We start from the raw sequence: 24,276 nt of genomic DNA on the forward strand, positions 1-24,276 counted from the left end.
GACTTGTCTGTTAACGCGTTGACACCTACTCGGGTGTTCGGCACGCGCCACGAATGGATGGGGTAGACCATGAAACGTCGCGTTTCAGCACGCAAGGTCGCGCATCGACGAAGGATCGCAGGCACTCTGGTCGCCCCTGGCGCACTGGGACTGGCGGCGCTGCTCGTGACACCGTGGTCGAACCCGGGCTCACCCGCCACGACGGCGACAGCCTTGACCGCGGCGGCCTCGAACGCGTGCTACGACATGGTCAGCATCGCTGTGGCCGGCCGCGGTGACAGCCCGAGGCCGGGGACCCACCAGATGCTCGTGGCACCCGACGGCACGCCGCTTCCCGCGTCGTACTCCAGCAACTACGCCAGTCCCTGGATCGATGAGGTGGTGAACGCGCCGCAACAGTCCGTCGGCGGAGGGTCCTACGCCGCGGTGTACGTCGAGTATCCGGCGAACATGAACTCTTACGAGGACGCCGTGAACGCCGGCGTCGACAACGCCGAAACGGTCATGCGTTCCATTCATGCGTCGTGCCCGGACACCAAATTCTCGATCGTCGGCTACAGCGAAGGCGCCGACGTAGCGCGTCGGGTTGCGATGGAAGTCGGGAACCAGGACGGTCAGGACGGTTCGTACGAAATCCTCGATCCCGCTTCCGTTGTCGGTGTCGTCATCCTGGCGGACGCCGGCCGCAATCTCGGCGAAGGAGCATTTCCGGGCGCCGAGAACGAATTCCGCAATCCCGACGGTTTCGATCTCGCCTACCAGTCGGGTCAGACCGGCACCGCCGGACGCGGTGCCCTGCCCGGGACGTCCGGCAGTTTCGGCGCGTTGGACGGGAAGGTGGCATCGTTCTGCTCGGAAGGCGATCTGACCTGCTCCGCACCCGAGAACATTGCGCTGCTACAACTCGCCATCAACGCGGGACGGCAGTTGAACGTCGACGCGCTGCAGAAGGAGGGTCTGACACCGGCGACAGGACAGGATCTAGCGGTGGTACTCGGGCAGATCGCCCTCGCCGCGTTCGCGGACATCCAGTCGCAGGACAATTGGATGCAGTCCGACGAGACGTTCCTCGACGTGTTGGTCAAGGTGTCGGATCCGGCATACAAGCCCGCCGATTCCGCTGCGACGCAATCGAACACGCAGGCCGGTCCGATCTCGTCCAATCAGGCGGTAGACCTCGTCTACCTGCCCGCGAAGGTGCGGAACGAGATCATCGGGTTCATCGCGGACAACCAGAACACGATCCAGGTGGCGATGAGCGATCCGTACCAGCAGACGCTGGGGGAGGGGACTGGCCACCACTTCGACTACTGGCGTGACGCGAACGCAGGGAACGGGAAACCGCTGACGTCTGCGCAGTACGCAGCGGCCTGGCTGACGCACCTCGCGCAGGAAGCGGAGAAGGGCGAGGCGCGCACGGCGGCGACGGAGCAGCCGACCGCGAAACTCGCCGCCGCCTCGACGAAGGACGCGGAAGCAGCGAAGGTCGCACCCACCACCACCGCCGACGCGAAGAAGCCCGAGTTGGCGAGCAATCCGGTCAGCAAGTCGGTCAGTGCAACCACGACGACCACCAGTACACCGGCACCCACGACGGTCGCATCCACGACGTCGCCGGAACCCACGACAGCCGTGGAGGTGGCCGCCGCAACCACGACGTCGCCGTCTGCACCGCAGGCCGTTTCGGAACCCTCCGCGGTGGCCACCACCACGGCGGAACCCACGACGACCACGGCAGCGGAGTCGGTGACGACGACCACGGTGGTCGTCACCACGACGACTGTGCAACCGGCGGCCGGGTGAACGCGGTCAGCCCTGGCCGGCTTCCCGCGCCGTCCGTTCGAGGCGGGCCCGGTAGTTCTCCCACCACGTGCGATCTGCTGTAGGCAAGTTGTCGTTGTCCGCTCTCAGTCCGACAGTCCCGTCGACGAGTTCCCGGACGATGTCGGCGTGCCCCGCGTGCCGGTGAGTCTCGGCGATCACGTGCACGAGAATCCGATGGAGCGTGACGTCGCGGCGGTCTTCCGGCCAGTGCGGTATCCGGCCGGGCGCGTCGAGTGGCAGCGCGCGGATGGTGGCGTCCGTGTGCTTCCATACCTTGCGATACAGGCCGAGGACGTGGTCGCGGGACTCGTCGGCGGTCGCCCACATGTCCACATTGTTTTCGGCGTCGTCGGTCACCCACGGCGGGAATTCCACGGCTCGGCCGAAGGGCGCCCCGAAGTAGCCGATCTCTACTCCGGTCAGGTGTTTGACCAGCCCCAGCAGGTTCGTGCCGGTCGCGGTCATCGGTCGGCGGATGTCATACTCGGACAACCCGTCCAGCTTCCAGAGCAGGGCATCCCGTGCGGCCTGGAGATAGTCGTGGAGGTCCGCCTTCGGATCGGTCAATGCCCTTCCTGATCCGTCAGTGTCCCGCCTTCCAGTGCTTTGACGCGCCGCCGTTCGAGGAGAACGAGGACGGTGCCGAGCACGAGGCACAGGACGCAGGCGATTTCGCCGATCAGCGCCCAGCCTTCGAACCCGTAGCCTGCCGCGACCAGGGTCAACCCGAGCACGGCGATTCCGGCGGCGATCAGGATGTACCCGGGCCAGTTCCGGCCGTCGGCGATCGCTTCACCGACGCGATTGCGCATGGTGTGGGCATCGTCCTGTGGACGGAATTCGGAGTTCAACTCACGGCTGGGTCCGTTGTCGGGCTGATACGTCACACCATTCCTCCTGTGGTCGAGCGGCAATTCTGGGTTGGTCAATCGGTCTCGGTGTCGGCGGAGTCCTCCGTCAACTCGGGCGCGTTCTCTCTCGTGGCCATGCCGCCGTCCTTGCCGTGATCAGCTGGGCCCGGGCGGCCGCCTTTCGGTTCGTCCTTGTCGTCGTGCGTGCTCTCGGACACGATCACCGTTTCCTTCCGTTGCCCCCGGCTTCGCCTACCCGGAAGCCGTGAGACCAAAACGCGGGCTCACCGATGCCGCGACTGCAGGACCGCGGCGAAACCCCAGAGTCCGCAGAACATGACCAGTGCCGCTGCGGCGGCGACGCCTCCGGCGAGAGGGGAGATCACGAAGCTGAAGATCAACGCCACCACACCGATCAGTGCAAGGCCCAGGGTGGCGATGCCGCAGATCGCGAGCCGATGCGAGGCTGCGACGAGTTCCGGGAGTGCGTGCCTGCGGAAGAGCATGCGGTGCAGACCGACGGGCGCGACCAGCAGCATGGTCGACGTCACCGAGAGGGCGACCGTCGCCAGATAGATGGCGACCTCGCTGTCCGAGAGGTCCTCGAAACGTTGCTGGAATGGCAGCGTCAGCAGGAAGCCGGTGAGGAGTTGCACACCGGTCTGCACGACCCGTAGTTCCTGGAGAAGCCCGCTCCAGTTCCGGTCGAGCCGCTGAGTCTCCGTCTCGTGGCGGGCGCGGTAATTCCAGTCCGCGTCGTCGCGCTCCGGTCCTCCACTGTCCATCCCTAACGAATACCCCATTGCAGGTGCGAGACCACTGGTTCGCTCGAAATCCGCGGATCGCGTGGCGTTGTGGCTACGTGGGTATCACGAGATCCGGAGACCTTGCACGATCCGACGCGGACAGAGGGGAGGGGCCCAGATGCGATTGCGCCACAGCGATCCGTCCTCGCAGGGCATTCGCCGGCGACGGCGGGGCCGGGGCTTCTCGTACGAGACGCCCGACGGGTCGTCCACGGTGTCGGATGACGACAGGGCTCGGATCGACGCTCTGGTCATCCCGCCTGCCTGGCGGAAGGTGTGGATATGCCCGCACGCGAACGGTCATATTCAGGCGGTCGGTGTGGATGCCGCGGGACGCCGCCAGTACCTGTACCACGAACGGTGGCGGCAGGAACGCGACGAGGAGAAATACGACCGGGTGCTGTCGCTCGCCGCGCGCCTGCCGGAATGGCGGGAGCACGTGGGGGAAGCGCTGCGGCGCCGAGGCAGAGGGAGGTACCGCGTCGAGGCGGTCGCGCTGCGGATGCTCGATCGCGGTGTCCTGCGGATCGGCGGCGAGGAGTACGCCGAGGAGCACGGTTCACGGGGTGTCGCGACACTGCTGCGCGAACACGTCACCGTGCGGGCCGACGAAGTGCAACTCGACTTCCCGGCCAAGAGCGGGGTTCAGCGGACTCTGGCGTTCGAAGACGCCGCCCTCGCGACCGCCCTGCGTTCGCTATTGCGTGCGGACGCGCCGCCGAGCGATCGGCTTCTCGTCTATCGCAGGGGCGGCGCGTGTTTCGAGGTACATGCCGACGACGTCAATGCCCGGTTCAAGGACGTGGCGGGGGACGAGTACACGGTCAAGGATCTTCGGACCTGGCACGCGACCGTGATAGCCGCGGTGGCGTTCGCGGACATCGGTGCGGCCTCGTCGAAGCGGGCCCGCAGTTCCGCGGAAACCGAGGTGATGCGCGAGGTCGCGGGCGTGTTGGGCAATACCCCGCAGGTCGCGCGGACGTCCTACGTCGATCCGCGGGTGATCACCGCGTTCGACTCGGGGCACACCATCGCGTCGGCGTTGCGACGAGCCCGGCGGGCGTCGTCGGAGGACGCCGAGCGGGAAGTGGTGGAGAGGGCGGTGATCCGGTTGCTGGGGCGATGACCGGGCCGGATGACGAACAAACCGAGCCTGCCCATCGTGTGATGGGCAGGCTCGGTTGCGGAAGGCAAACGTCTAACGTCGCCCGGTCACGAGCTTGACCAGGAACAGGAGTATCACCGCGCCGAGGAGGCAGGTGAAGAAGCTGAACCAGAGACCGCCGCCTTCGACGTCGGTGCCGAAGAGGCTGAGGATGAAGCCGCCGAGGAGTCCGCCGACGATTCCGACGACGATGTTGAGGATGATCCCCATCTGGGCGTCGGTCTTCATGATCTTGCTGCCGATCCATCCGGCGAGACCGCCGATGATGATCCAGCCCAGAATTCCCAGTCCTAGCACGTATCAGTCCTTTCAGGGGAGAGTGACACCGGTGGTCGCCGGTGTCACTCGGAGCGGAGACGCCCGGTGCGGGCCGGGTCGCGGCCCGCAGCGTGTCACTGTTCGGCGCGCTGGCGTGCTTCCTGCGCCTCGGCCTTGCCGCGGGCCTTCTCCGCTTCGGCTTCCTTCGCGGCGGCCTCGCGCTGGGCGGCGGCTTTGTCCTGCTGCGCTTTGCCCTCGCGGGTGAGGTCGTCCTGACCGGTCACCGCGCCCGCGGCTTCCTTCGCTTTGCCCTTGACGTCTTCGACGACGCCCTTGACGGCCTCTGCCGGTCCGCTGTTGTTCTCGGCCATGTTCGTCACCTTTCGGTAGTGGGGGAAGGTCGATCCGTGCTCAGCGCGCTTGCGAGGCGGCCTGCTTCTCGGAGTGCGCGCCATTGGTGGAGAGGCTGCCGCCGGAGTTCTCGAGGTGGGCGCGCACGAACCACTGGAACTTCTCTAGTTCGCCGGTCTGGCCGATGAGGAGGTCCTCGGTGATCGGGTCGAGGTCGCCGGTTTCGGCGATCGCCTTGCGGTTGTCCTCGACGACGCCGCTGTACACGAGGTCGAGGGCACCGAGGTGCGCCTGCGCCGTGTCGCGGTTCACCGAGTAGTCGTCCCACGTGCGGTCGCGTGTGATGGCGGCCGGTGTGCCGTCGGGCGACTTCCCCAGGGCGGCGATGCGTTCGGCAACCGCGTCTGCGTAGCCGCGCACCAACTCGACCTGAGGGTCGATCATCTCGTGTACGCCGATGAAGTTCGGACCCACCACATTCCAGTGAACGTGCTTGAGCGTCAGATGCAGATCGTTGTAGGCGCTGAGCCGCTTCTGCAGGATGTCGGCGACTCGCGCTCCCTGCTCGTCGGAAAGACCTGGCACGGTGAACTTCGACATTCTCGGTCCTCTCTTTCGCTTACTGACTGCCTGCGGAACTCCGAGGCGTGGATGCCCCGTTCGGTCGCCTGCGTGTCGGGGCGGCGCCTGGTGAACTCACCGCGTACCCGTGTCCGAAGGTGTCGAATCACGGGCCCCTACGTCGCCGGCAACTTCTGTAATCGTGTCGCCCAGCGTTCTCGACTCGATCGCTGAAGTTCCGTCGCTTCGACCGTACTACAAAATCTATGTCCAGCAAATCAGATCTTCTGTGGCGAGAGACGTGGATGCGTTGTGTCCGCCAGATCTCGATTCTGCAAACGCTCGGCCCGAACCGCCCCGGACCTGGAACAGACGCACTATTTTCGGGTTGATTCGACCAGCGGGTCGACAGTGCGCATGCCGAGGAGGAGCAATGCTCAACGTGGCTCTGCTTGTGGTTCTGCTCGTTGCGAGCCTGGGGGGCGGCGCCGCGCTCCGAGGCCTGGCCGATCGGAGGGCGGCACGATGAGCGCCGGCGACACACTGCCCGCCCGCCCGTCGACGGCTCTGCTGACCGGCACGGTGCGATGGTTCAACGCCGACCAGGGTTTCGGGTTCCTCGCCCCGGCCGACGGATCCGACGACGTCTTCGTCCACGTCTCCGAAATTGCCGGAGACGGTCACCGCATCCTCGTCGACGGGCAGCGCGTCAGCTTCACCGTCTGCCGCACCGACACCGGCAACCAGGCACGCGACGTCCGGATCGCCTGAGACCCACCGGATCGGGTTCGTCGAACCTCACTTCAGAGACACATTCGGGACACGTTCGCACTTTCGTTCGCCGGCGGGTTGAGGGCCGCGGCAGCTGGGTACGCTGCCGAGAGTCGCAGAAACCGACGACACAGACGTGGAGTGCAGATGGCCGAGGTCGACGAGGTTAGACGAATGAAAACGAGATCCGGTGTGCCCGTGGAACTTCGTGTGGCGGCGGAGTTCGAACAATTGCCTGTGGTGCGCGCCGTGGCGGAAACTCTCGCCGTTCTGGGAGACTTCACGCTCGACGACGTCGCCGATATCAAACTCGCCGTGGACGAGGTGTGTTCGGAACTGATCGCGGCTACGCCGGGAAGTGCCGAACTGACGTGCTCCTTCGCCGTGACGGAAACCGGGTTGCACGTGACGATCAGTGCACCCCTCAGCCGACGCGGAGTGCCCAACCGGGAGAGTTTCGGGTGGCACGTGCTCGAGACGTTGATGAATGCGGTGTCGGTGTCGGAGGGGCCCGTCGGCAACGGGTCCGTCGAACGGACCGTGGCGGTGGAACTGGTCAAATACCGGGGCACCAACTAGTGTCACCGGTTTCGGAACGCAGCGAACGGCACCGTCCCGGCAGAGACGACTACAAGGACGTGGCGCCCGCGGTGGCGCGCCTGCGCACCCTGGAGGAGTCGTCCGGGGAGGCGTCCGCGCTGCGCGACGAGATCATCACCCGTTGTCTCCCGCTGGCCGATCACATCGCCCGCCGGTTCGGCGGTCGCGGCGAGGCACACGAGGACCTGCTTCAGGTCGCGCGGCTCGGGCTGGTGAAGGCGGTCGACCGCTTCGACCCGGACCGCGGCTTCGATTTCGTGTCCTACGCGGTGCCCACGATCATGGGTGAGGTTCGCCGGTACTTCCGGGACACCGGGTGGTCGATGCGGGTGCCCCGGCGCATGCAGGAACTCCACGCGTTGATCGCCAAGGCCGTCGACGAGTTGTCGCAGGAACTGGGGCGGTCGCCGTCGGCGAGTGAGATCGCCGCCGAACTCGAACTCGACGTCCGGGAAGTGTCCGAGGGCCTGCTCGCGAAGAATGCCTACCAAACTTTGTCGATGGATGCGGCCATGGGAGATGACCCCGACGACCTTCCCCTCGCCGAGACACTCGGCGAGGAGGACCCGGAGCTCGCGAACGTGGAGAGTCACGCCTCGGTGCGGCCGGCGCTGGAGAAACTTCCGCCGCTCGAACGCCGAGTGCTGATGTTGCGCTTCTTCGGATCGATGACGCAGACGGAAATTGCGCAGCGCGTGGGCGTCTCACAGATGCAGGTCTCGCGGATCCTGGCACGCACCCTGTCCGGGCTGCGGGAGCAGTTGGGCGGCGGCTGAGCGGACCGGATCGGCTCGTTCGAACCGCGTCCGGTGAACCCGGTCGCGCCCGGCGACGGGATCGGTGGACGAAGTCGGTTCCCGGGTCGAGTAAAGTCTTCTCGACGGTAGAGACAACTGCTGCGTTCGTTCAGTGGGTGTCCTGTCGGTTACACCCGGAATCCGAGGTGTATCCGAGAATGGCCGAGACTGCGGGTGAGCGCCCTGAGTCGATGTTCCCCGAACTGGACGGGGCAACGATCGCTGCCCAATTGGGCTCCTTGGCAACCGCGTTGGACGAGTTCAATCGGAACTCCGGTTCACAGGTGGAGATGGGTCTGCTGCTGCAACGGGTCTGCGAGCAGGTGGTGGACGCGCTCGCCGGCGCCGACATGGCCGGAGTTTCGTTGCTGCGCGACGGACGCGTCGAGACCGTCGCCTTCACGGACGAGGCGGTCCGGCAGATCGACATCGAGAACTTCCAGGCCATCGACGGCGACTACTTCGGTGTCGCGGGCACACGGAAGGTCGTCAAGGCAAGACTCGGGGAGGCCGCGACGCGGTGGCCGTCCCTCGCCGACAACCTGGACCAGGCGGGCATGCGCAGTTTCCTGTCTGCGCCGCTGGCCGTCGACGAGGCCCTCGCCGGGACCCTCAATATCTACGGGCAGGGCGATCACGGTTTCAGTGAACTCGACGCCGTGGTGCTCCTCGTCTACACCACAGCGATCGAGGGGTTGCTCAGGAGCGCGCGCAATGTGGAGTTGGCCAGGAACGAGGTGACGGGCCTCACGCGGGCCATGAAGAGCCGCGCGGTCATCGAGCAGGCCAAGGGGATCGTGATGGCACTGCGGGGTGTGTCCGCGGATCGGGCGTTCGAGATACTCGTCGCACAGTCGCAGCAGGAGCACGTGAAGTTGGCGGAGGTGGCGCGCCGCATCGTCGAATCGGTGACGACGAATCAGGAGTGAGGCCCGGCGGGACGGTGATCAGTCGGTGGTGGCAGGGGCCAGCGCGCCGAGGAAGGACTGCGCCCACCGGTGCACGTCGTGGTCGAGCACCTGCCGGTGCAGCCGCGACATGCGGCGCCGTCCCTGTTCCCGCTCCTGGTCGAGTGCGGCGACGATCGTGTTCTTCACGCCGTCGAGGTCGTGCGGGTTCACCAGGTAGGCGCCCCGGAGCTCGGCGGCGGCCCCCGCGAATTCGCTGAGGACCAGCGCACCGCCCAGGTCGGCCCGGCAGGCGACGTATTCCTTCGCCACGAGATTCATTCCGTCGCGCATCGGGGTGACGAGCATGACGTCGGCGGCGAGGAACAGTGCGATCAGCTCGCTGCGATCGACCGGCTGGTAGAGGTAGTGCACCACCGGACGGCCGATCTGCCCGTGATCGCCGTTGATGCGGCTGACCTGCTCCTCGATGGAACTGCGCATCTTCATGTAGTGCTCGACGCGTTCACGGCTCGGGGTGGCGAGTTGCACCATCACTGTGTCGGACGGGTCGAGACGCCCCTCGTCGAGCAGTTCACCGAGCGCCGACAGCCGCAGGTCGATGCCCTTCGTGTAGTCGAGCCGGTCGACGCCGAGGAGGATCTTCCGGGGGTTCCCGAGCTCCCGGCGGATCTCCGCGGCCCGTTCGACGACGGCGGGGTCGGTGGCCTGGTCGACGAGTTGCCGGGAGTCGACGGAGATGGGGAACGCACCGACCTGCACGACACGGTCGTCGAGCGTCACCCGGCCGAGCGCACCGCGCACCCCGACGCCTGCCGAGGTGGCGTCGAGTCCCAGCAGCCTGCGGGCCAGGAACAGGAAGTTGTGGGCGCCCCCGGGCAGATGGAAACCGATGAGGTCGGCCCCGAGAAGCCCCTCCACGATCTCCTTACGCCACGGCAGCTGCATGAACAGTTCGACAGGCGGGAACGGGATGTGAAGGAAGAACCCGATGGTCAGATCGGGACGCATCTCCCGGAGCAGGCGCGGCACCAACTGGAGTTGATAGTCCTGCACCCACACGGTGGCGCCTTGGGCCGCCGTGCGCGCCGTCTCCTCGGCGAAGTGGCGATTCACCTCCAAGTAGGTGTGCCACCAGTCCCGGTCGAAGACCGGGGCCACCAGGACGTCGTGGAACAGCGGCCACAGAGTCGCGTTCGAGAAACCCTCGTAGTACCGCGACACCTCGTCCGAACTCAATTCCACCGGGTACAGGTCGATCCCACCGGAGACGATCGGTTCGACCTTCGTGTCCGGCACCCCGGGCCAGCCCACCCAGGAACCGCGTTCCCGGTCGAGAAGGATCGGCTCGAGGGCTGTGACGAGGCCTCCGGGGCTGCGTTTCCAGCGTGTCGTTCCGTCGTCGAGAGTCTCCATGTCGACGGGCAGCCGGTTGGCGACCACCACGAAGTCGGACGTGCCGTGCGGAGCGGAATCGGTCACGCCGAGCGCCCACCCTGCTGCATTCCTGCGGCGACCAGCCGGTACGCGTCCTCGAGATTTGTGCAGAAGGGGATGGCCGCGGCCATGTTCATCGCGGTCAACGGCCTGCGGAGAGCGTTGTTCCCGGTCACCGCCCACGGCACGGCGAGCCGGTGAGCGCGGGCGGACATGACCTCCAGTATCGGCAGCGCCGACGCACACAGGAATTGGACGCCGGAGAGGTCGAGTACGAACGGTAACCGCTCGTCGATCGCTTCCGCGAGATGACTCCCGAACGACGGGAGGGTGGTGACGTCGATGTCGCCGGAGATCCGGACGACGAGGATTCCGCCGGCACCCGGCGCATTGTCGACGGAGAGCCGCCCCTGTTCGGTCTCAGCGGCCCAGCTGAACAGCGTCGTATTCGCGGCGGGGTCGTTGGGTGTCGGCAGCGCGCTGAGAACAGATTTCATGTCGTTTCCTCACGGTCGAGCGACGAGGGAGACCGGCACGAAAGAAGGCGCGTGAACCGTGCCCGTCCATTGCGGCTGGGGGCTCAACCGTGCAGGTCTCCGACGTTACCTCATTCTGCCGACGGCGGCAGGAGGCTTTCTGCCTTCGGATCACCTCCATACGCGGCCATTATCGTTTTCGGTTGCGCCACTGCGCGTCTCGCCGGGCACTGTCGGCTCTACGGGCGACGCCGCCGCTTCTTGTGCGAACTGTCGCAGAACGGGGCGATGCTCGTCCGCCCGCACCGGCACAGTGCCACGGTGGCCCGATCGCCGCCGATCGGGTTACCTTCGGTGTCGAGGATCCGCGCCGCACCACGCACCAGGAGCGGGCCGTCAGGGCAGACGGTGATGGTCACGTCGGATTCGCCGGGCCCGGATGTGGGAATGGAGTTCATATGACCACCTTGCACTCTCGGTCGGCGTCGGGCACGGTGCCGCAATCGGGAACGTCCATGCCCTGTCCGGCGCCGCGCGGTCCCGTCAGCGGTCTCCTGTTCCCCATTCTGCGCGGAGACACCGCCGATACCGAACCGTTCGTGGTGACGGCGCGCACCCTCGCCGCGGCGGAGCGCGACGACCCGCGTGCGTTCCTGTTCGACGAGGACGCGCAGATCTGCCTGACCGCCCTGTACGAACTGCACCTGCAGGGGATCGCCGGCGTCGATGACCGGTGGGAGTGGAACAGCGACCTCATCGCGGCCCGGGCGGCGCTGGAGGTGCCGTTCGATGCCGCGATCCGCGTGCTCGCGAACCCGCCGACGGGCGCCGACGACGTGGTCGCGACGCTGTGGGAGATGACCGCCCCCAGCACGGCGCCGGGACTGTCCGGGCACATGGCCCACGACGCGGATCTCACCCAGTTCCGGGAACTGCTGATCCACCGCTCCCTCAACCAGTTGCGCGAGGCGGACGTGCACACACTCGGCATTCCGCGGCTCGCGGGCGCACCGAAGGCGGCGTTGGTGGAGGTGCAGTCCGACGAATACGGTGGCGGGCGACCCGAGCGCATGCACTCGGCCTTGTTCGCGACGACGATGCGTGAACTCGGACTCTCCGACGCGTACGCGCACTACGTCGATGCGGTGCCCGCCGTGACGCTGGCATCCCTGAACGCGCTGTCCCTGTTCGGCCTCCATCGCAGTCGTCTCGGCGCTCTGGTGGGGCACCTGTGCGCGGTGGAGACCACGTCCGCGTTGCCGAGTAAGAAGTACGCCGCCGGTCTACGTCGGCTCGGATTCGGGAAGGCGGCCACTCTGTTCTTCGACGAGCACGTGGAGGCCGATTCCGTGCACGAGCAGATCGTGTGCCGGGACCTCGCCGGCGGACTGGTCACCGCACGGCCCGCGGTCGGCGACGACGTGCTGCTGGGCGCCGCGGCATGTCTGGCGTTCGACGACCTGGTCGGCGACCACGTCACCCGGTGCTGGGACCTCGATCGCACGTCCCTGCGGCAACCGGCCGGGTAGCGGTCAGGTGCCGGACGCGGCGACCGCGTTCTCGAGATCGGTCAGCGACGTCTCCAGATGCGTGATGATCCGCTGGAGGTGCGGAACGGCGTTCCGATCGCCGACAACCCCGACGTCGAGCTGACCGGACCGGCTGGTGAGGGTGATGCTCAGCGCCTGACCGCCGAGGACCGTCGGCGCCGGGTACACCGCGTCCAGGCGGGCGCCGTTCCAGTACCGCGGCCGCGACGGGCCCGGCATGTACGAGATCATGACGTTGAACGGTGGGGGAGTGTCGTCGACGAACCGGCGGACAGGCTCGAGCAGGATCGGGCTGATCGCCAGCGCGCTCATCACCTGGAACTGGGTGTGGCTCAGCGCCCCGAACACCCGGTTGGTGTGCTCGACCGATTCGCTGATGCGGGCGAGGCGGGCGGCCGGATCCGATTCGTCCGTGGCGAGCCCGACGACCATCGCGCCGACCCCGTGGTCGCGGCCGCGCGGCCCGATCATGGTGCCGCCGAGGTCGAGCGGGACCGGCAGCATCGCCGTCAACGGCGCTTCCGGCAGCGCGTACTGCTCGAGGAGATAGTGGCGCAGCGCCCCCGAGCACATGGCGAGCACCACCGCGTTGATGGTGGTGCGGGCGGCGGCGGCCACCGACACCAGACGCCGGATCGGCCACGATCGCGCCGCCAGTTTCCGGGCCCGGCCGACGGGAACGTTGAGCATCGTGGGCGGTGACTGCAAGGGCAGCGTCAGATGCTGGTCGCGGACACCGTCGTACGCGACTTTCGCAAGCGCGGGCAGCACCCCGACGATGCTGGTGGCCGCCCGCACCCCGGCCCGGACCGCGGCGACGAGCAGCGCGGATTCGCGCCGCGACGTCCCGGTCACCCCGGGCATCCACGGTGCGGGGCAGTCGCGGGCGTCGGGGTCGGTCGACAGTGCGTGGTGGAGGAGCCGCAGCCCTGCCGGCCCGTCCATCAGCGACAGGTGGATCTTCGAGAACACGGCCGTCCGCCCGTCGGCGAGGCCCTCGATGACATGGATCTCCCACATCGGGTGTTGCGGATCGAGCGGCATGCCGTGCATCTGGGACACCAGCGACAGCAGGTCCTCCATGCGACCCCGCCCCGGCACCGCCGTGTGCCGCACGTGGTAGCCGAGGTCGATGCGGTCGTCGAACGACCACCACGGGTAACTGGCGCCGCGCAGCGGGCGGACGGCGCGCCGGCGGAACGTGTCGGACGCACCTTCCTGCGAGATCAGCGCCTCATACATGACCCGGGCGTGATCGGGTCCCGATTCGCGCGGCGGTTCGAACAGTTCGAGCGCACCCATGTGCATGGGATGCGAGGGTGTTTCGAACAGCACGAACATCGCCTCGGTGGGACTCATCACCGACATGCAGCGCCTCTTTCTCATGCTCGGGACACGACCCCGAGCATGCCCCGGCGCATCCCACGTCTCCAGGGTAAGCAGAACATGGAAACTTCTTCCACAGGGCCGTTTTCGCGGCGCGCCTCCTCAGCGCCGGTCGAGCTGCGGAAACACCGTCTCGCGGGCGAGGAGCAGGACGGCGGCGGCGACCGGAATCGCGAGCAGCGCCCCGACGATCCCCAGCAGCGCTCCGCCGATGAGGACGGCGACGACGGTGACCATCGGGGGCACCTTGACGGTGCGGCCGATGATCCGGGGAACGAGGAGATAGTCCTCGAACAGGCGGAGGGCGATGAAGAAGACGATGGTCGCCAGGGACACCGGCAGCGACACGGTCAGGGCTACGAGGGCCACCACGACACCGGCGAGGGTGGAACCGACCACCGGAATCAGATCCAGGACGGCGACGAGGACGGCCAGCAGCAGCGGGTAGGGGACGTCGAATGCGACGAGCCACACGAACGTGAGGACGGCGGTGATCAGCGAGATCAGGAGATTCCCGAGCACGTAGCCGCCGACCTTCGCGAAGATCTCGTCGCCGATCAGAATGGTTCGCGGTCGGCGCGAGTTCGGGGCCAGGCGGTACAGGGAGGATCGGATGTGCCCGAAGTCGGCCAGGAAGTACGCGGTGAGCACGACCACGATCACCGTGCCGCTGATGGCGCTGAACACGAACTTGCCCGCGCCGACGATCCCGCCGAGCACCACCGGCACATTGCCCGCATCGAGCGCCCGGCGCAGTTCGTCCTGCAGATGGAAGCGGGTGCTCAGTTCCTGCAGCACGGGGTAGCGCTGCTCGAGGTGGCCCAGGTAATCGGGGGCGTTGTGGACGAGAGCGCTGCCCTGCGTCACCATCGGCGGGATCGCCGCGGCGAGGAATCCGGCCAGTATCGCGAACGCGATGACGAAAACCGTTGTGACGGCCGCCCATCGGGGAAACCCGTGCCGCACCAGCCAGGACACGGCCGGTTCGAGACCGATCGCGAGGAAGGCGGCGACGGCGATGAGGACCAGCACCCCGCGGGCGGCGAGAACGACCTCGATCAGCGCGTACGTGACGGCGACGCCGGCGGCCCCGGCCATGCCGATGAAGAACGGGGACCGGCGGTCGAACCGCGGACCCGGCTTGCCGAGCGGATGCGCCGCCGTGCTGATGCGCGCCGCGCCCTGCTCCGCGGCGAGGATCGGCTGCTCCTGCGCGGAGGAATGCGGTTGGGCCACATTGTCGTCGTGGCCTCCGGCGCCACCGGTCACGGTCGTTTGACGACTCTGTCCCGCCGTCCCCCACCCGCGGCGGCGTTGCCGATGCGGGGACAGCGATCCGCGGCGGCCGGCGCGGCGGGGCCGGGACCGTGCGCGGCAGGCATTGCCGGTGTGGACCGGCAGTAGTCGTCGATCAACTCCACCGCACGTTCCGCGCACACGGCGGGCGACGGCGTCCGGCCGAGGCCGAGGCCGTCGATCACGACGACGCTGCGGCGGCCCAGTCCTTCGACGCCGAGCGACCAGCCGAAGGTCCGGTTCCAGGCCAGCACCGCGTTGCGACCGGGCAGGTAGTGCAACCGGAACGGCAGCACGAGGACGGCGTCGAATCCGTCGCAGTCCCACCAGTCGATGGAATCGGCGTGAACGCTCCTGGCCACCGTGTGGATGTAGTCCCGAACGGTGCGGGTGTCGGCAATGCCTGTTCCGCTCTTCATGGTCCACCCCTCAGCTGTTTGTCGATCGACATACCCGGCCCCGCGACAGTTGAAACTTCACCCACCGGGCGTGCTCGAGGGGCGCAACGCGCCGGTCTGCGGGTAGCCTCGCCGCATGCCGTACTTGGAACGCTCGGGTGATGTGTTCGTCCTGTATTTCGGTGAGGAGGGGGAACGGGACAGCGAGAACGCCTTCCACCCGGACTGGATCGCGAGTGTCGACGGTCTCCTCGATCGGGTCGAGCAGCACGACGGCCCCGCCGCGCTGGTGACCACCGCGGTCGGGAAGTTCTACTCCACCGGTCTCGACACCGCCTGGGTCCTCGCCAACACCGACAAGCTGAATTCCTACATCGACCGTGTGCAGGCCCTGTTCGCGCGTATTCTCACCTTCCCGCTGCCCACCGTGGCCGCGCTGACCGGGCACACCTTCGGTGGCGGCGCCATCCTCGCGGCCGCCCACGACCACCGGGTGATGCGGGAGGACCGCGGCTACTTCTGCCTGCCGGGCATCACCATCGGGGCGAGCTACGCGCCCGGCAGCATCGCGCTGCTCGCGGCCCGCCTGCCGGCGAGGGCGGTGCACACCGCCCTGGTGACCGGCCGGCGGTACGGCGGCACCGCGGCGAAGGAACTCGGATTAGTCGACGAGGTCGCCCCCGAGCAGCAGGTGCTCGCCGACGCCGTCGCACACGCGCAAGGACTCGTCGCGACGCGTGGCCGCACGCTCGGCGAGATCAAGTCCTCCCTCTACGCCGACGCCGTCGCCTCGCTGCGCACCCCGGTCGCGAACCTCGAGACGCAGGAGGCGTTGAACGGCGGCTGACGCGTCGCCACGCACACCGAGGGGTGTCTTCCGGGAAAACGGGTACTACTCCCGCGAGGAGCGGGGCGTCGGGCATCCGCTACCACCGGCACCCCGGAGGCGACCATCATGAAACGCGTACTGACACTTGTCCTGCCGATCCTGCTGGCCGCCTTCGCGCTGGTTGCGTGCGGTAACGACAGCGACGACTCGTCCGCTTCCTCCGAATCGGAGCACGGCGGGGACCACATGATGACCGACATGCCGTCGATTTCGATGCCGATGTCCATGCCTGCGGGTGCACGGGAGATCGTGATCAGCGACTTCAAGTACACGCTGCCCGGCACATTTGCGCCGGGAGAGCAGGTCACCGTCCGCAACGACGACACCGCCGAGCACACCGTGACCGCAGACACCGGCGACCTGTTCGACGTGGAGGTCGAACCGGGCGCGACCGCGACGCTCACGGTGCCCGGCCAGCCGGGCACGTTCGCCTTCCACTGCACCTACCACCCGAACATGGTGGGCACGCTCGAAGTTCGGTGACCCCCGTCAGTCCAGCGGCTCGATGCGGAACACCTCGCACCGGTCGGCCGCGGCCGCGAACGCCTGCGCGGGCGTTCTTCGCCCAATCCGACTCCGCGTACCCGGCGACGACGTAGGTTCGGCCGTCCACCTCGTACGGCGAGACCGGCGTCGACCGCAGCACCCCCGTCTTCCGGCCCGGGACGGTGAGCGCCGGCATCGGCATCGGAACCCCCAGCCGATGCAGGCCGACGATCACCTTGTTGACGGGGCCGAGATACCACGGCGGCATCACTCTCCCCGTTCGGCGCACCATGGCATCGACTATTCCGAATCCGTCGCGCTCGTGGCAACCACGTCGGGCCGAGCGGGCTGATCGCTGTCCCGCCACCAGCAGAAGACGAACAACGCCAGTGACGCGACGAGGGTGGAAACCACCCACACCGTGAGCGCGATGTCCACCCACGACCCGATCGGCGGGCTTCCCGGCAGGATTCCGCGCAACGGCACGACCGCGAACAGCATCGCCGCCATCCAGCCGAGCATGTCGGTGTTGACGGCCCGCTTGCGCCGGAATGTCTGCAGCGCGACGAACGCGGCGAGCCCTGCGAGGATCGTCATCATCAGCAGGAGGATGCCGGCGTAGATCAGGTTCCCGCCCGTGCGTGCGAACAACAGCGCGGCGCCGGTGCCGTTCCGCGAGAGGTCCGTGTCGACGGCCACCGCCTCGGCCCGCGCCTTCCACCCGTCGACTCGGCCGTCCACCAGGAGACCCGTGGGCAGCAATTCGCGGTCGGCGCCCGCGCCCTCGTACGCCTCCACCACCATCGGGTTCACCTCGAACCGGTCGAACGGCCAGTACGCCGCGTTGCCGGTGGCGATGAACTCGGTGTCGAACGTCGTCGGTGCGGCGCCCGCACGGAACACGATCTCCTCATGACTGGTGCTCGGGAAGAGCAACAGGGTGATGTCCCGATTCAGCGTGTCGCCGTTGGCGTGCAGGTACTCCTCGCCGACGGCGATCGTCACCTCGGCCTGCACCCGGTCGGTCGTCGGCTGCAACGACTTCGCCGTCACCAGAACCACGACCTCGTCGGTGCTGCCCTCGAACGGTCCCTCGTCCTCCGCGGTCCGGCTGCTCAACCCGTACACCGTGAGCGACGCAGCGTAGATCAGCGCGAGGAGAAGCGCCGGGGCGACCCATCGGAGGCGGGGATGGTGGGCATTCATGGGCGGCGGCGAATCACAGGGAAGCGGTGCTGATCTCGGGGTCGATCAGGATCTTCGCGTGCACCTCGGGGTTACCGAGCGCGGCGAACGCGGATTCGACCCCGGGCAGGCCGACCGTGCCGGTGATCAGCGGTGTCGGATCGACCTTTCCGTCGGCGAGCATGTGCAGGGTGTCGCGGAATTCGCGGGGGTCGTAAGCGACGGCGAAGCGCAGTTCGATCTCCTTGTTGACCGCGAGCGCCGGCCGGAACGTGTCGTTCTCCATGCACACCCCGACCACGACGACGCGGGACCGCAGCGGGGCCCCGGCCAGAATGCCGTCGATGACGCCGGGCATGCCGACGCATTCGAAGACGACCGGCCCGGACGGTGTCGCACCCACCGCGTCGGCGAGGGCGAACGCGTGCCACCACGGCAGCCTCGGGATTCGGCGCAGTTTCTCCATGGTGTCCAGTCCGAGACCGAGGACGTCCGTGATCGACGTCGTCTCCCGACGTCGCGGATACGACGTCCAGGGCGAGGCCGCGGCCGGGTCGACGACAAAGTCGGAACCGCACTGCCGGGCGAGTTCGCGGCGGCGGGTGGAGAAGTCGGCGGCCACCACGGTCCGGACACCGGTCGCCTTCAGCATGGTGATCACCGCCAGACCGATCGGGCCGCACCCGATGACGATCGCGTTCCGGCGCTTGCCGACGTCCCCCTTGCGCACCGCGTGCCACGCCACCGCCATCGGCTCGGTCAGGGCCGCCTTCTCCGCCGTCAGGCCGTTCGGAACCGGCAGCGTCATCGACTCCTGCACCACCACCTGTTCGGCGTAGCCGCCGGGTGCCGACGCCGACAGGCCGGTCAGGTGAATCCCGGCTCCGGTGCGGATGATCGGCAACGCCACCACCGCGGTACCCACCGGCCACCGCTTCCGGCAGCCGGGCCCGTAGCCGGCGACGCTGCCGCTGAACTCGTGACCCAGCACGACCCGCTGGCGGGAACGCATGAAGTCGCGGTAGCCGGTCGCGGCCGCCAGTTCCGCCATCTGGTCGGCGTGCACGCGGGCGTGCAGGTCCGAGCCGCAGATCCCGCACCGGGACACGTCGATCAACACCTGACCCCTGGCCGGGACGGGAGCCGGGACGTCACCCAACTCCAGGCGAGTCTCGGTGCAGACGACTGCCTTCATGGTGACTCCTCGGGGTGCGGCGGGGTCGGCCTCAGTTCCGAACGTAGAACACTCCCGCCGCCGGGACACGACGATTGCCGAATGGTCCAGGGGTTGTCTCGACCCGGCCGCGGGTGTAGACCGACAGCATGAGCGTCCTCGGTCAGATGGACTCGTTTCGCCGCGTCTTTCCCACCGCCCGCCGTAACCGGGCAGACCTGTTCCGCTGGATGCGACGCAGACCGCAACTGCTCGCGGCCGTCGGATTCCACGAGGTCGCGCTGGCGGCGAGCGCCCGGGTCGACCCTCGGTTGAAGGCGCTCGCCGAGATCAAGGCGGCCGCGCTGACCAACTGCGAGTACTGCCTCGACATCGGCTCGGCGTTCAGTCGTGCGCTCGGAGTGAGCGACGCCCAGTTGCGCGCACTGCCGGCATTCCGCGAGAGTTCCGCGTTCGACGACACCGAGAAACTGGTCCTCGAGTTCGCCGACGCGATGACACGCACCCCCGCCCACATCGGCGACGAACTGCGGCGTTCGCTCCTCGCCGCCTTCTCCGAGGCCCAGCTGACCGAACTCGCCGCGGCCATCGCCTGGGAGAACCACCGCGGACGCCTCAACCAGGCGCTCGGCGTGCGGCCGTCGGGCTTCTCCGACAGCGACTTCTGCGCCGTCCCCGAACAGTGACGCGAGCGTCGACGTCACCGCCGGACGGTCAGCGGTTGCGGAGCCGCGACCACCCGGTGAGCACGTAACCGAGCCCCATCCCGAGCATCCACGTGTCCTTCGCGACGGCGGTGCCGTTCTCGTTCGGCCAGATGCTGCCGGGGTTCCGCAAAGCGGGGGTCCTCGCGTACATGGCCACGAGACCGCCGGAGAACCCGGTGAGCGCGGCCCCCGCCACAACGGTGGGCACGAACGGTGCGAGTAACGCTGCGCCCGTGCCTATCTCGGCGATCGACAGCAGCTTTATGAATCGTTCCGGCGGAATCGAATTCAGGAACGGGAACGCGCCCGCCGCCATACCGTGAACGCCCTGGGCGGTCTGCTCGTCCGCCGACCATTTCTGCAATCCCGTATGGAGGATGAAGCCCCCGGTCGCGATGCGTCCGGGAAGGTCGCCGAGTGTGGTCAGTCGCATGGTGGTCTCCTGTCGTCCGAGTCGAACCAGAGAACTGTTTCCCACTTCAGCCTCCCACTCGGCCGACGGCCGGGAGCGGTTTCGACGTAGCGGGCCGCCCGGTGGTCGTCGCCGCGCCCCGTGTAGGGACGCGGCGACGACGTCATGACCAGCCGCTCAGTGGGCGAGAACCACGTCGGTCGCCGACGTGGACTCGGCACGGGGTGCGCTCAACTGCGAAATCCTGCGGGGCAGCGCGACGGCCACCACCGCGCCCAGCAGCGCCGAGATCGCGCCGATCACGAACGCGATGGTGATGCCGGTGTCCGTGTAGAAGACGGCGCCCTGCACAACGGTCGCGATGTGCGAGTTCAACACGGTGAAGGCGATGACCGGAAGGATGGCGGGCAGAATGCTCTGGAACACCGCCACCATGCTCGCCGTCGTCGCCTGCAATTGCGGGGGCACCGCGGCGATGAGGAGGTTCGGGATGGAGGCGTACCCCATGCCCATTCCCAGCCCCAGCAGGGCGGCGAAACCGATCAGCAGCGCCTTGTCGTCGTGGATCGTCGCCGTGAGCAGGCAAGCCGCCGCCATCACGAGCATGCCCACGACCATCAGGATCCGCGGCCGCACGTTCCGCGGTACCAGGGTCCCGACGATCAGTCCGCCGATCACCACCGCACCACCCAGCGGCGCCTGGAAGATTGCGAATCCCTCTGCGCTGATGCCGAATCCGTAGCCGAGTCCCAGGATCGCCGGGGTCATGCACATCATCGGGAGCATGATCGTGAACACTGACGACGTGCCGTAGCAGAATCCGGCGCCGAGTGCCGTCAGGAACACGGGCCGCTTACCGAAGAACCGGACATCGATCAGCGGGTCAGGAAGCAGGAGCGCGGACACGATCCACGCCACCAACAGGGCGACACCGCCGGCGATGAACCCGACGGTCGACCCCGACGTCCAGCCCCACGACGGCCCGAAGCTCACGCCGACGAGGATTCCGGCGAGTCCCGCGCCGAGGAGCGCGGCGCCGATCAGGTCGATGCGCGAACGCAGGCGGACGGTCGATTCGTCGGTCGTCACCCGGATCAGGACGCTGAGGACCACGAGACCGGCCAGGAAGAACCAGAAAATGCTCCGGAAGCCGAAATTGTCGATCAGCCAGCCGGTGAAGAACGGTGCGGGGATCGCGATGAGCCCCATGCCGCTCGTGGCGATGCTGACCGCCAGCGCCACCGTCCGGGCGGGGAAGACGTCGCGGATCAGCGAATAGCTCAGGAACAGGCACGGCACGAGTAGCCCGGTCAGGGAGCGGCCGGCGATCAGCACCGCGTACGTCGGTGCGATCGCCGAGATCAGCGACCCGACCGCAGACAGGCCGACGGCCGTCAGCAGCAGCTTGCGCTTGCCGTGGGTGTCAGCGAGCTTGCCGATCAGCGGACAGGTGACTGCCCCCACCAGCAGGAACGACGTGAGCAACCACGCACCCTGCGTCGTCCGGTAGTGGGTGACGATCTGCGGCAACGCGATCGAGATCATCATGTAGCTGACCGCGAGCATCTCCAGCAGCAACACGATCGAGGCGAGCGAGAAGATCAGTCTGGGAGTCCATCGCTCGTCGGCGACGTCCTGCTGTCGCGTCCGAGCCGATCCGCCGTCTGGCGCATGGGTGACCATCATCGGGTCCTTTCGAATACCTGCCCGGGAATTCGTGGCGGCGCCGCGGCAGTGCGGCGCGCCCTAGCCGGGCGGTAGGGGTGGGTGGTCACATTCGGTGGTCGAAGTCTCGCGAATGTGTAATTGACATCACAGTTCTCGGGGATGCGGCACGCCATGCGGCGTTCCGCCCAGCGGGAGGCCGACATGCCCGGTCTGCACTCGCGCCCGGGGAAAGGCCAGTTCGGGCCGCCGAATCGGGCGTAGCAGACGCTGCGGTCGGTTTCTTCGTTTGGGCAAGGGGTCGGTTGACGCGAATCGGTGATTCCCGGTCACCGCTCGAGCGAGTATTGACCCATGGCCGAGATGCAGCGCGAGAAACAGATCCGTCGGCTGAGAACGCCACGCTCGGCGGCCGTCGCGGGAATCGTGTTCGCCGCGTTCTTCTCCGCCAGTCTCGTCCTCCTGCACACAGCGCTGCCCGCCGACCCGTTCGACGAAACACCCTGGGTGGGAAGCGGTGAGACGCGCATCAAGACGGCCCTCGTGCTCGCCCCCTTTGCGGGCATCGCGTTCCTCTGGTTCATCGGCGTCATCCGCGACCGTCTCGGCGACCTCGAGGACCGTTTCTTCGCGACGGTATTCCTGGGCAGTGGCCTGCTGTTCCTCGCGATGGGCTTCGTGTCGATGGGCGTGGCGGGCGGCGTCCTCGCGATCGCCCGGCACTCGGGCAGCTCCGCGGACGAGATCGTCTACTTCGGCCGCGAGATCATGCTGCAGATCAATCACGTCTACGCGCTGCGCATGGCGGCGGTGTTCATGATCTCGCTGGGAACGATCTGGCTCCGGACCGGACTGATGCCGCGATTCCTCGTCGTGACCACGTACCTGCTCGCCCTGGCCCTGCTGCTGGTCGTCAGCTTCAGCCTGTGGACGACGCTGGCGTTCCCCGCCTGGGTGCTGCTGGTCAGCATCTACATCCTCGTCACCGGACGACGCCTGCGCGCCGCCCGATCCGAGTCACCGTAGACGGGACCCGCGTCAGGCGTGATGCGTCGACACCACCCGGTACAGCTGAGGGTCGGCCGTCGCGAACGTCGTGATCTCGTCTATGTGCTCGCGCACCACCGGATCCTCCAGTGCCGCCCGGAAGTCCTCGACGCTGCGCCACTGCGCGTAGTTCGCGACCCGGGTGCCGTCCAGACCTGCGTGAATATTGGCGGACACGAAACCTGGGCGATGCCGCATCACCTCCTCGGTGGCCCGGCCGAGCAGTTCCACCAGCCGCTGCTGAGTCTCCGGTGTCACAGTGAACACGTTGACCAGGGTGACGACGTCGTCGGTGGCGTCGATCGAAGTGGGAGCCATGATTCCCGACCTTCCTGTGGGCGGACAGGTTCACATGCGTGCGGGCGTGGTGGACACGAAGTCGTCGATGATGCCGACCACCGCGGCCGGATCCTCGAGGTGCGGGTAGTGGCCGATACCGGCGAGGACGGCGAGCCGGCTCCCGGGCATCGCCTCGTGCGCCGCGTAACCGTGCGAGACCGGGATGATGCCGTCCGAATCGCCCCAGATCAGCTGGGTGGGGAGACCCGCGTTCAGATACAGCCGGCTCAGCGCGCTCACCGCCTGTCCCCGATGGTCGACGACCGCTCGGAGCGTCCGCAGGAACGCCTGCCGGGTGTCCGGATCGGACAGCGACGAATAGGCGTGCCACATCTCGTCGCCGCGAACCGACTGAACCCCGATCGCCGCCAGCCAGCTGCGAACCTTGTTGCCGGCGTCGCGAATCGCGGCAGGCGCCATCAGGGGAAGCAGGAACTCGGACCCGGGCGCCGCCAGCAACCGCAGAGTCCAGTTCACGTCCGGTCCCAGTCCGCCGCTGCCGATGAGGACCAGGCGCTCGCACAGTTCGGGATGCTGATAGCTGAACTGCATCGCCACCCCGCCGCCGAGCGACTGCCCGACGACGGTCACCCGTTCGATCTCCAACTCGTGCAACAGGTCGCGCAGCCACGCGGCGAACGCGCCGAGCGAATAATCGCCGCGCGGTTTGGCGGAATCACCGTGACCGGGCAGATCCGGTGCCAGCACCCGGTAGCGCTGCGCCAACTGGGGGAGAACCGCACGCCACGTCGCCGAACTTCCGGCCATCCCGTGTACGAGCAGCAGCGTCTCGCCCTCACCGCTCAGCCGGTAGGCCACGTCGTCCCCGTGCAGTGCGATGTGTCGCATTTCCGGCATACAGCGACCTCCCGATCGGGTGATGCAGCGGTCTCACCGTAACGATAGGGGAGTTCCGCTCGATATCGTCATCAACTGC

30 protein-coding genes are annotated in these 24,276 nt (G+C 67.6%); 11 read left to right on the forward strand and 19 right to left on the reverse strand.

Features of this window, described 5'->3' with window-relative positions; all coding sequences use genetic code 11:
- Nucleotides 1-69: 69 nt before the first annotated feature.
- Nucleotides 70-1,803 (forward strand): cutinase family protein, encoded by a 1,734-nt coding sequence (locus tag JWS13_RS44850; RefSeq protein ID WP_206011465.1) that lies wholly within the window; start codon nt 70-72, stop codon nt 1,801-1,803.
- Nucleotides 1,804-1,809: 6 nt separating this feature from the next.
- Here the strand turns inward: JWS13_RS44850 and JWS13_RS44855 are convergent, their stop codons facing one another.
- The 4 genes from JWS13_RS44855 to JWS13_RS44870 form a co-directional block, all read right to left on the reverse strand.
- Nucleotides 1,810-2,391, reverse strand: coding sequence for a DinB family protein (locus tag JWS13_RS44855; RefSeq protein WP_206011466.1), 582 nt, complete (start codon nt 2,389-2,391; stop codon nt 1,810-1,812).
- Nucleotides 2,388-2,711, reverse strand: coding sequence for a hypothetical protein (locus tag JWS13_RS44860; RefSeq protein WP_206011467.1), 324 nt, complete (start codon nt 2,709-2,711; stop codon nt 2,388-2,390). The genes JWS13_RS44855 and JWS13_RS44860 overlap by 4 nt, the downstream gene beginning before the upstream one ends.
- A gap of 38 nt (nt 2,712-2,749) precedes the next feature.
- A complete protein-coding gene (locus JWS13_RS44865; protein WP_206011977.1) occupies nt 2,750-2,893 on the reverse strand; it encodes a hypothetical protein in 144 nt (47 codons plus the stop codon).
- 66 nt (nt 2,894-2,959) lie between these two features.
- On the reverse strand, nt 2,960-3,460 hold the full coding sequence (locus JWS13_RS44870; RefSeq protein WP_206011468.1) for a DUF6328 family protein: 501 nt from the start codon (nt 3,458-3,460) through the stop codon (nt 2,960-2,962).
- A gap of 139 nt (nt 3,461-3,599) precedes the next feature.
- On the opposite strand from JWS13_RS44870, the gene JWS13_RS44875 reads away from it, so the two are divergent.
- On the forward strand, nt 3,600-4,607 hold the full coding sequence (locus tag JWS13_RS44875) for a DNA topoisomerase IB (RefSeq protein ID WP_206011469.1): 1,008 nt from the start codon (nt 3,600-3,602) through the stop codon (nt 4,605-4,607).
- A 72-nt stretch (nt 4,608-4,679) separates the two neighbouring features.
- On the opposite strand, the gene JWS13_RS44880 is transcribed toward JWS13_RS44875, so the two are convergent.
- The 3 genes from JWS13_RS44880 to JWS13_RS44890 form a co-directional block, all read right to left on the reverse strand.
- The gene (locus tag JWS13_RS44880) at nt 4,680-4,943 is read right to left on the reverse strand and encodes a GlsB/YeaQ/YmgE family stress response membrane protein (protein WP_206011470.1); all 264 of its coding nucleotides are present in this window, start codon (nt 4,941-4,943) and stop codon (nt 4,680-4,682) included.
- A 95-nt stretch (nt 4,944-5,038) separates the two neighbouring features.
- Nucleotides 5,039-5,275 carry a microaggregate-binding protein 1 gene (mbp1, locus tag JWS13_RS44885; protein WP_124393437.1) on the reverse strand — a complete coding sequence of 79 codons (237 nt, stop codon included), beginning with the start codon at nt 5,273-5,275 and terminating at the stop codon, nt 5,039-5,041.
- Between the two features lie 40 nt (nt 5,276-5,315).
- Nucleotides 5,316-5,855, reverse strand: coding sequence for a Dps family protein (locus tag JWS13_RS44890; protein ID WP_206011471.1), 540 nt, complete (start codon nt 5,853-5,855; stop codon nt 5,316-5,318).
- A 486-nt stretch (nt 5,856-6,341) separates the two neighbouring features.
- Between JWS13_RS44890 and JWS13_RS44895 the strand changes: the two genes are divergently transcribed.
- The 4 genes from JWS13_RS44895 to JWS13_RS44910 all read left to right on the forward strand — a co-directional run bounded on the left by JWS13_RS44895 (nt 6,342) and on the right by JWS13_RS44910 (nt 8,913).
- Nucleotides 6,342-6,587 (forward strand): cold-shock protein, encoded by a 246-nt coding sequence (locus JWS13_RS44895; protein WP_374229548.1) that lies wholly within the window; start codon nt 6,342-6,344, stop codon nt 6,585-6,587.
- Nucleotides 6,588-6,734: 147 nt separating this feature from the next.
- Nucleotides 6,735-7,166 (forward strand): ATP-binding protein, encoded by a 432-nt coding sequence (locus JWS13_RS44900; RefSeq protein ID WP_087557404.1) that lies wholly within the window; start codon nt 6,735-6,737, stop codon nt 7,164-7,166.
- The gene (locus JWS13_RS44905) at nt 7,166-7,963 is read left to right on the forward strand and encodes a SigB/SigF/SigG family RNA polymerase sigma factor (RefSeq protein WP_206011472.1); all 798 of its coding nucleotides are present in this window, start codon (nt 7,166-7,168) and stop codon (nt 7,961-7,963) included. Before JWS13_RS44900 ends, JWS13_RS44905 begins: the two co-directional genes overlap by 1 nt.
- 179 nt (nt 7,964-8,142) lie before the next feature.
- The gene (locus JWS13_RS44910; RefSeq protein WP_206011473.1) at nt 8,143-8,913 is read left to right on the forward strand and encodes a GAF and ANTAR domain-containing protein; all 771 of its coding nucleotides are present in this window, start codon (nt 8,143-8,145) and stop codon (nt 8,911-8,913) included.
- 18 nt (nt 8,914-8,931) lie between these two features.
- On the opposite strand, the gene JWS13_RS44915 is transcribed toward JWS13_RS44910, so the two are convergent.
- The 3 genes from JWS13_RS44915 to JWS13_RS44925 all read right to left on the reverse strand — a co-directional run bounded on the left by JWS13_RS44915 (nt 8,932) and on the right by JWS13_RS44925 (nt 11,263).
- On the reverse strand, nt 8,932-10,374 hold the full coding sequence (locus tag JWS13_RS44915; protein WP_206011474.1) for an alpha,alpha-trehalose-phosphate synthase (UDP-forming): 1,443 nt from the start codon (nt 10,372-10,374) through the stop codon (nt 8,932-8,934).
- On the reverse strand, nt 10,371-10,826 hold the full coding sequence (locus JWS13_RS44920) for an STAS domain-containing protein (protein WP_206011475.1): 456 nt from the start codon (nt 10,824-10,826) through the stop codon (nt 10,371-10,373). Before JWS13_RS44920 ends, JWS13_RS44915 begins: the two co-directional genes overlap by 4 nt.
- A 218-nt stretch (nt 10,827-11,044) precedes the next feature.
- Nucleotides 11,045-11,263 (reverse strand): CDGSH iron-sulfur domain-containing protein, encoded by a 219-nt coding sequence (locus JWS13_RS44925; protein WP_206011476.1) that lies wholly within the window; start codon nt 11,261-11,263, stop codon nt 11,045-11,047.
- Between JWS13_RS44925 and JWS13_RS44930 the strand changes: the two genes are divergently transcribed.
- Entirely contained in the window at nt 11,264-12,334 is a 1,071-nt protein-coding gene (locus JWS13_RS44930; protein WP_206011477.1) for an iron-containing redox enzyme family protein, read from the forward strand.
- A 3-nt stretch (nt 12,335-12,337) separates the two neighbouring features.
- Here JWS13_RS44930 and JWS13_RS44935 read toward each other — a convergent pair whose 3' ends face one another.
- From JWS13_RS44935 to JWS13_RS44945, 3 genes are all read right to left on the reverse strand, one after another.
- Entirely contained in the window at nt 12,338-13,723 is a 1,386-nt protein-coding gene (locus JWS13_RS44935) for a WS/DGAT/MGAT family O-acyltransferase (RefSeq protein WP_206011478.1), read from the reverse strand.
- Between the two features lie 120 nt (nt 13,724-13,843).
- Nucleotides 13,844-15,010 carry an AI-2E family transporter gene (locus tag JWS13_RS44940; RefSeq protein WP_124393426.1) on the reverse strand — a complete coding sequence of 389 codons (1,167 nt, stop codon included), beginning with the start codon at nt 15,008-15,010 and terminating at the stop codon, nt 13,844-13,846.
- On the reverse strand, nt 15,007-15,456 hold the full coding sequence (locus tag JWS13_RS44945) for a DUF6292 family protein (protein WP_206011479.1): 450 nt from the start codon (nt 15,454-15,456) through the stop codon (nt 15,007-15,009). Before JWS13_RS44945 ends, JWS13_RS44940 begins: the two co-directional genes overlap by 4 nt.
- A gap of 115 nt (nt 15,457-15,571) precedes the next feature.
- Here JWS13_RS44945 and JWS13_RS44950 point away from each other — a divergent pair, with 115 nt between their 5' ends.
- On the forward strand, nt 15,572-16,282 hold the full coding sequence (locus JWS13_RS44950; protein ID WP_206011480.1) for an enoyl-CoA hydratase/isomerase family protein: 711 nt from the start codon (nt 15,572-15,574) through the stop codon (nt 16,280-16,282).
- 108 nt (nt 16,283-16,390) lie between these two features.
- Entirely contained in the window at nt 16,391-16,807 is a 417-nt protein-coding gene (locus JWS13_RS44955) for a cupredoxin domain-containing protein (RefSeq protein WP_206011481.1), read from the forward strand.
- 303 nt (nt 16,808-17,110) lie between these two features.
- Here the strand turns inward: JWS13_RS44955 and JWS13_RS44960 are convergent, their stop codons facing one another.
- Both JWS13_RS44960 and JWS13_RS44965 read right to left on the reverse strand, forming a co-directional pair.
- Nucleotides 17,111-18,016 (reverse strand): DUF4436 family protein, encoded by a 906-nt coding sequence (locus tag JWS13_RS44960; protein ID WP_206011482.1) that lies wholly within the window; start codon nt 18,014-18,016, stop codon nt 17,111-17,113.
- Between the two features lie 13 nt (nt 18,017-18,029).
- Nucleotides 18,030-19,190: a zinc-binding dehydrogenase gene (locus JWS13_RS44965; RefSeq protein WP_206011483.1), complete on the reverse strand. Its 1,161-nt coding sequence runs from the start codon at nt 19,188-19,190 to the stop codon at nt 18,030-18,032.
- A 128-nt stretch (nt 19,191-19,318) separates the two neighbouring features.
- Here JWS13_RS44965 and JWS13_RS44970 point away from each other — a divergent pair, with 128 nt between their 5' ends.
- Nucleotides 19,319-19,855 (forward strand): carboxymuconolactone decarboxylase family protein, encoded by a 537-nt coding sequence (locus tag JWS13_RS44970; protein ID WP_206011484.1) that lies wholly within the window; start codon nt 19,319-19,321, stop codon nt 19,853-19,855.
- A gap of 28 nt (nt 19,856-19,883) precedes the next feature.
- Here JWS13_RS44970 and JWS13_RS44975 read toward each other — a convergent pair whose 3' ends face one another.
- On the reverse strand, nt 19,884-20,309 hold the full coding sequence (locus JWS13_RS44975) for a hypothetical protein (RefSeq protein WP_206011485.1): 426 nt from the start codon (nt 20,307-20,309) through the stop codon (nt 19,884-19,886).
- A 156-nt stretch (nt 20,310-20,465) separates the two neighbouring features.
- Nucleotides 20,466-21,974, reverse strand: a complete 1,509-nt coding sequence (locus JWS13_RS44980; protein ID WP_374229547.1) for an MFS transporter — start codon at nt 21,972-21,974, stop codon at nt 20,466-20,468.
- 333 nt (nt 21,975-22,307) lie between these two features.
- Between JWS13_RS44980 and JWS13_RS44985 the strand changes: the two genes are divergently transcribed.
- A complete protein-coding gene (locus tag JWS13_RS44985; protein ID WP_206011486.1) occupies nt 22,308-22,979 on the forward strand; it encodes a hypothetical protein in 672 nt (223 codons plus the stop codon).
- 12 nt (nt 22,980-22,991) lie between these two features.
- Here JWS13_RS44985 and JWS13_RS44990 read toward each other — a convergent pair whose 3' ends face one another.
- Both JWS13_RS44990 and JWS13_RS44995 read right to left on the reverse strand, forming a co-directional pair.
- Nucleotides 22,992-23,318, reverse strand: a complete 327-nt coding sequence (locus JWS13_RS44990) for an antibiotic biosynthesis monooxygenase family protein (RefSeq protein WP_206011487.1) — start codon at nt 23,316-23,318, stop codon at nt 22,992-22,994.
- A 30-nt stretch (nt 23,319-23,348) separates the two neighbouring features.
- Nucleotides 23,349-24,197 carry an alpha/beta fold hydrolase gene (locus tag JWS13_RS44995; RefSeq protein WP_206011488.1) on the reverse strand — a complete coding sequence of 283 codons (849 nt, stop codon included), beginning with the start codon at nt 24,195-24,197 and terminating at the stop codon, nt 23,349-23,351.
- Nucleotides 24,198-24,276 lie beyond the last annotated feature (79 nt).

It is taken from the genome of Rhodococcus pseudokoreensis (assembly GCF_017068395.1).
Lineage (GTDB): Bacteria > Actinomycetota > Actinomycetes > Mycobacteriales > Mycobacteriaceae > Rhodococcus_F > Rhodococcus_F pseudokoreensis.

Coding starts and splice junctions, on each gene's coding strand:
- JWS13_RS44850 (WP_206011465.1), top strand. CDS start 70: ATGAAACGTCGCGTTTCAGCACGCAAGGTCGCGCATCGACGAAGGATC.
- JWS13_RS44870 (WP_206011468.1), bottom strand. CDS start 3,460: ATGGACAGTGGAGGACCGGAGCGCGACGACGCGGACTGGAATTACCGC.
- JWS13_RS44875 (WP_206011469.1), top strand. CDS start 3,600: ATGCGATTGCGCCACAGCGATCCGTCCTCGCAGGGCATTCGCCGGCGA.
- mbp1 (WP_124393437.1), bottom strand. CDS start 5,275: ATGGCCGAGAACAACAGCGGACCGGCAGAGGCCGTCAAGGGCGTCGTC.
- JWS13_RS44890 (WP_206011471.1), bottom strand. CDS start 5,855: ATGTCGAAGTTCACCGTGCCAGGTCTTTCCGACGAGCAGGGAGCGCGA.
- JWS13_RS44895 (WP_374229548.1), top strand. CDS start 6,342: ATGAGCGCCGGCGACACACTGCCCGCCCGCCCGTCGACGGCTCTGCTG.
- JWS13_RS44900 (WP_087557404.1), top strand. CDS start 6,735: ATGGCCGAGGTCGACGAGGTTAGACGAATGAAAACGAGATCCGGTGTG.
- JWS13_RS44910 (WP_206011473.1), top strand. CDS start 8,143: ATGGCCGAGACTGCGGGTGAGCGCCCTGAGTCGATGTTCCCCGAACTG.
- JWS13_RS44920 (WP_206011475.1), bottom strand. CDS start 10,826: ATGAAATCTGTTCTCAGCGCGCTGCCGACACCCAACGACCCCGCCGCG.
- JWS13_RS44925 (WP_206011476.1), bottom strand. CDS start 11,263: ATGAACTCCATTCCCACATCCGGGCCCGGCGAATCCGACGTGACCATC.
- JWS13_RS44930 (WP_206011477.1), top strand. CDS start 11,264: ATGACCACCTTGCACTCTCGGTCGGCGTCGGGCACGGTGCCGCAATCG.
- JWS13_RS44935 (WP_206011478.1), bottom strand. CDS start 13,723: ATGTCGGTGATGAGTCCCACCGAGGCGATGTTCGTGCTGTTCGAAACA.
- JWS13_RS44945 (WP_206011479.1), bottom strand. CDS start 15,456: ATGAAGAGCGGAACAGGCATTGCCGACACCCGCACCGTTCGGGACTAC.
- JWS13_RS44950 (WP_206011480.1), top strand. CDS start 15,572: ATGCCGTACTTGGAACGCTCGGGTGATGTGTTCGTCCTGTATTTCGGT.
- JWS13_RS44955 (WP_206011481.1), top strand. CDS start 16,391: ATGAAACGCGTACTGACACTTGTCCTGCCGATCCTGCTGGCCGCCTTC.
- JWS13_RS44960 (WP_206011482.1), bottom strand. CDS start 18,016: ATGAATGCCCACCATCCCCGCCTCCGATGGGTCGCCCCGGCGCTTCTC.
- JWS13_RS44965 (WP_206011483.1), bottom strand. CDS start 19,190: ATGAAGGCAGTCGTCTGCACCGAGACTCGCCTGGAGTTGGGTGACGTC.
- JWS13_RS44970 (WP_206011484.1), top strand. CDS start 19,319: ATGAGCGTCCTCGGTCAGATGGACTCGTTTCGCCGCGTCTTTCCCACC.
- JWS13_RS44975 (WP_206011485.1), bottom strand. CDS start 20,309: ATGCGACTGACCACACTCGGCGACCTTCCCGGACGCATCGCGACCGGG.
- JWS13_RS44980 (WP_374229547.1), bottom strand. CDS start 21,974: ATGATGGTCACCCATGCGCCAGACGGCGGATCGGCTCGGACGCGACAG.
- JWS13_RS44985 (WP_206011486.1), top strand. CDS start 22,308: ATGGCCGAGATGCAGCGCGAGAAACAGATCCGTCGGCTGAGAACGCCA.
- JWS13_RS44990 (WP_206011487.1), bottom strand. CDS start 23,318: ATGGCTCCCACTTCGATCGACGCCACCGACGACGTCGTCACCCTGGTC.
- JWS13_RS44995 (WP_206011488.1), bottom strand. CDS start 24,197: ATGCCGGAAATGCGACACATCGCACTGCACGGGGACGACGTGGCCTAC.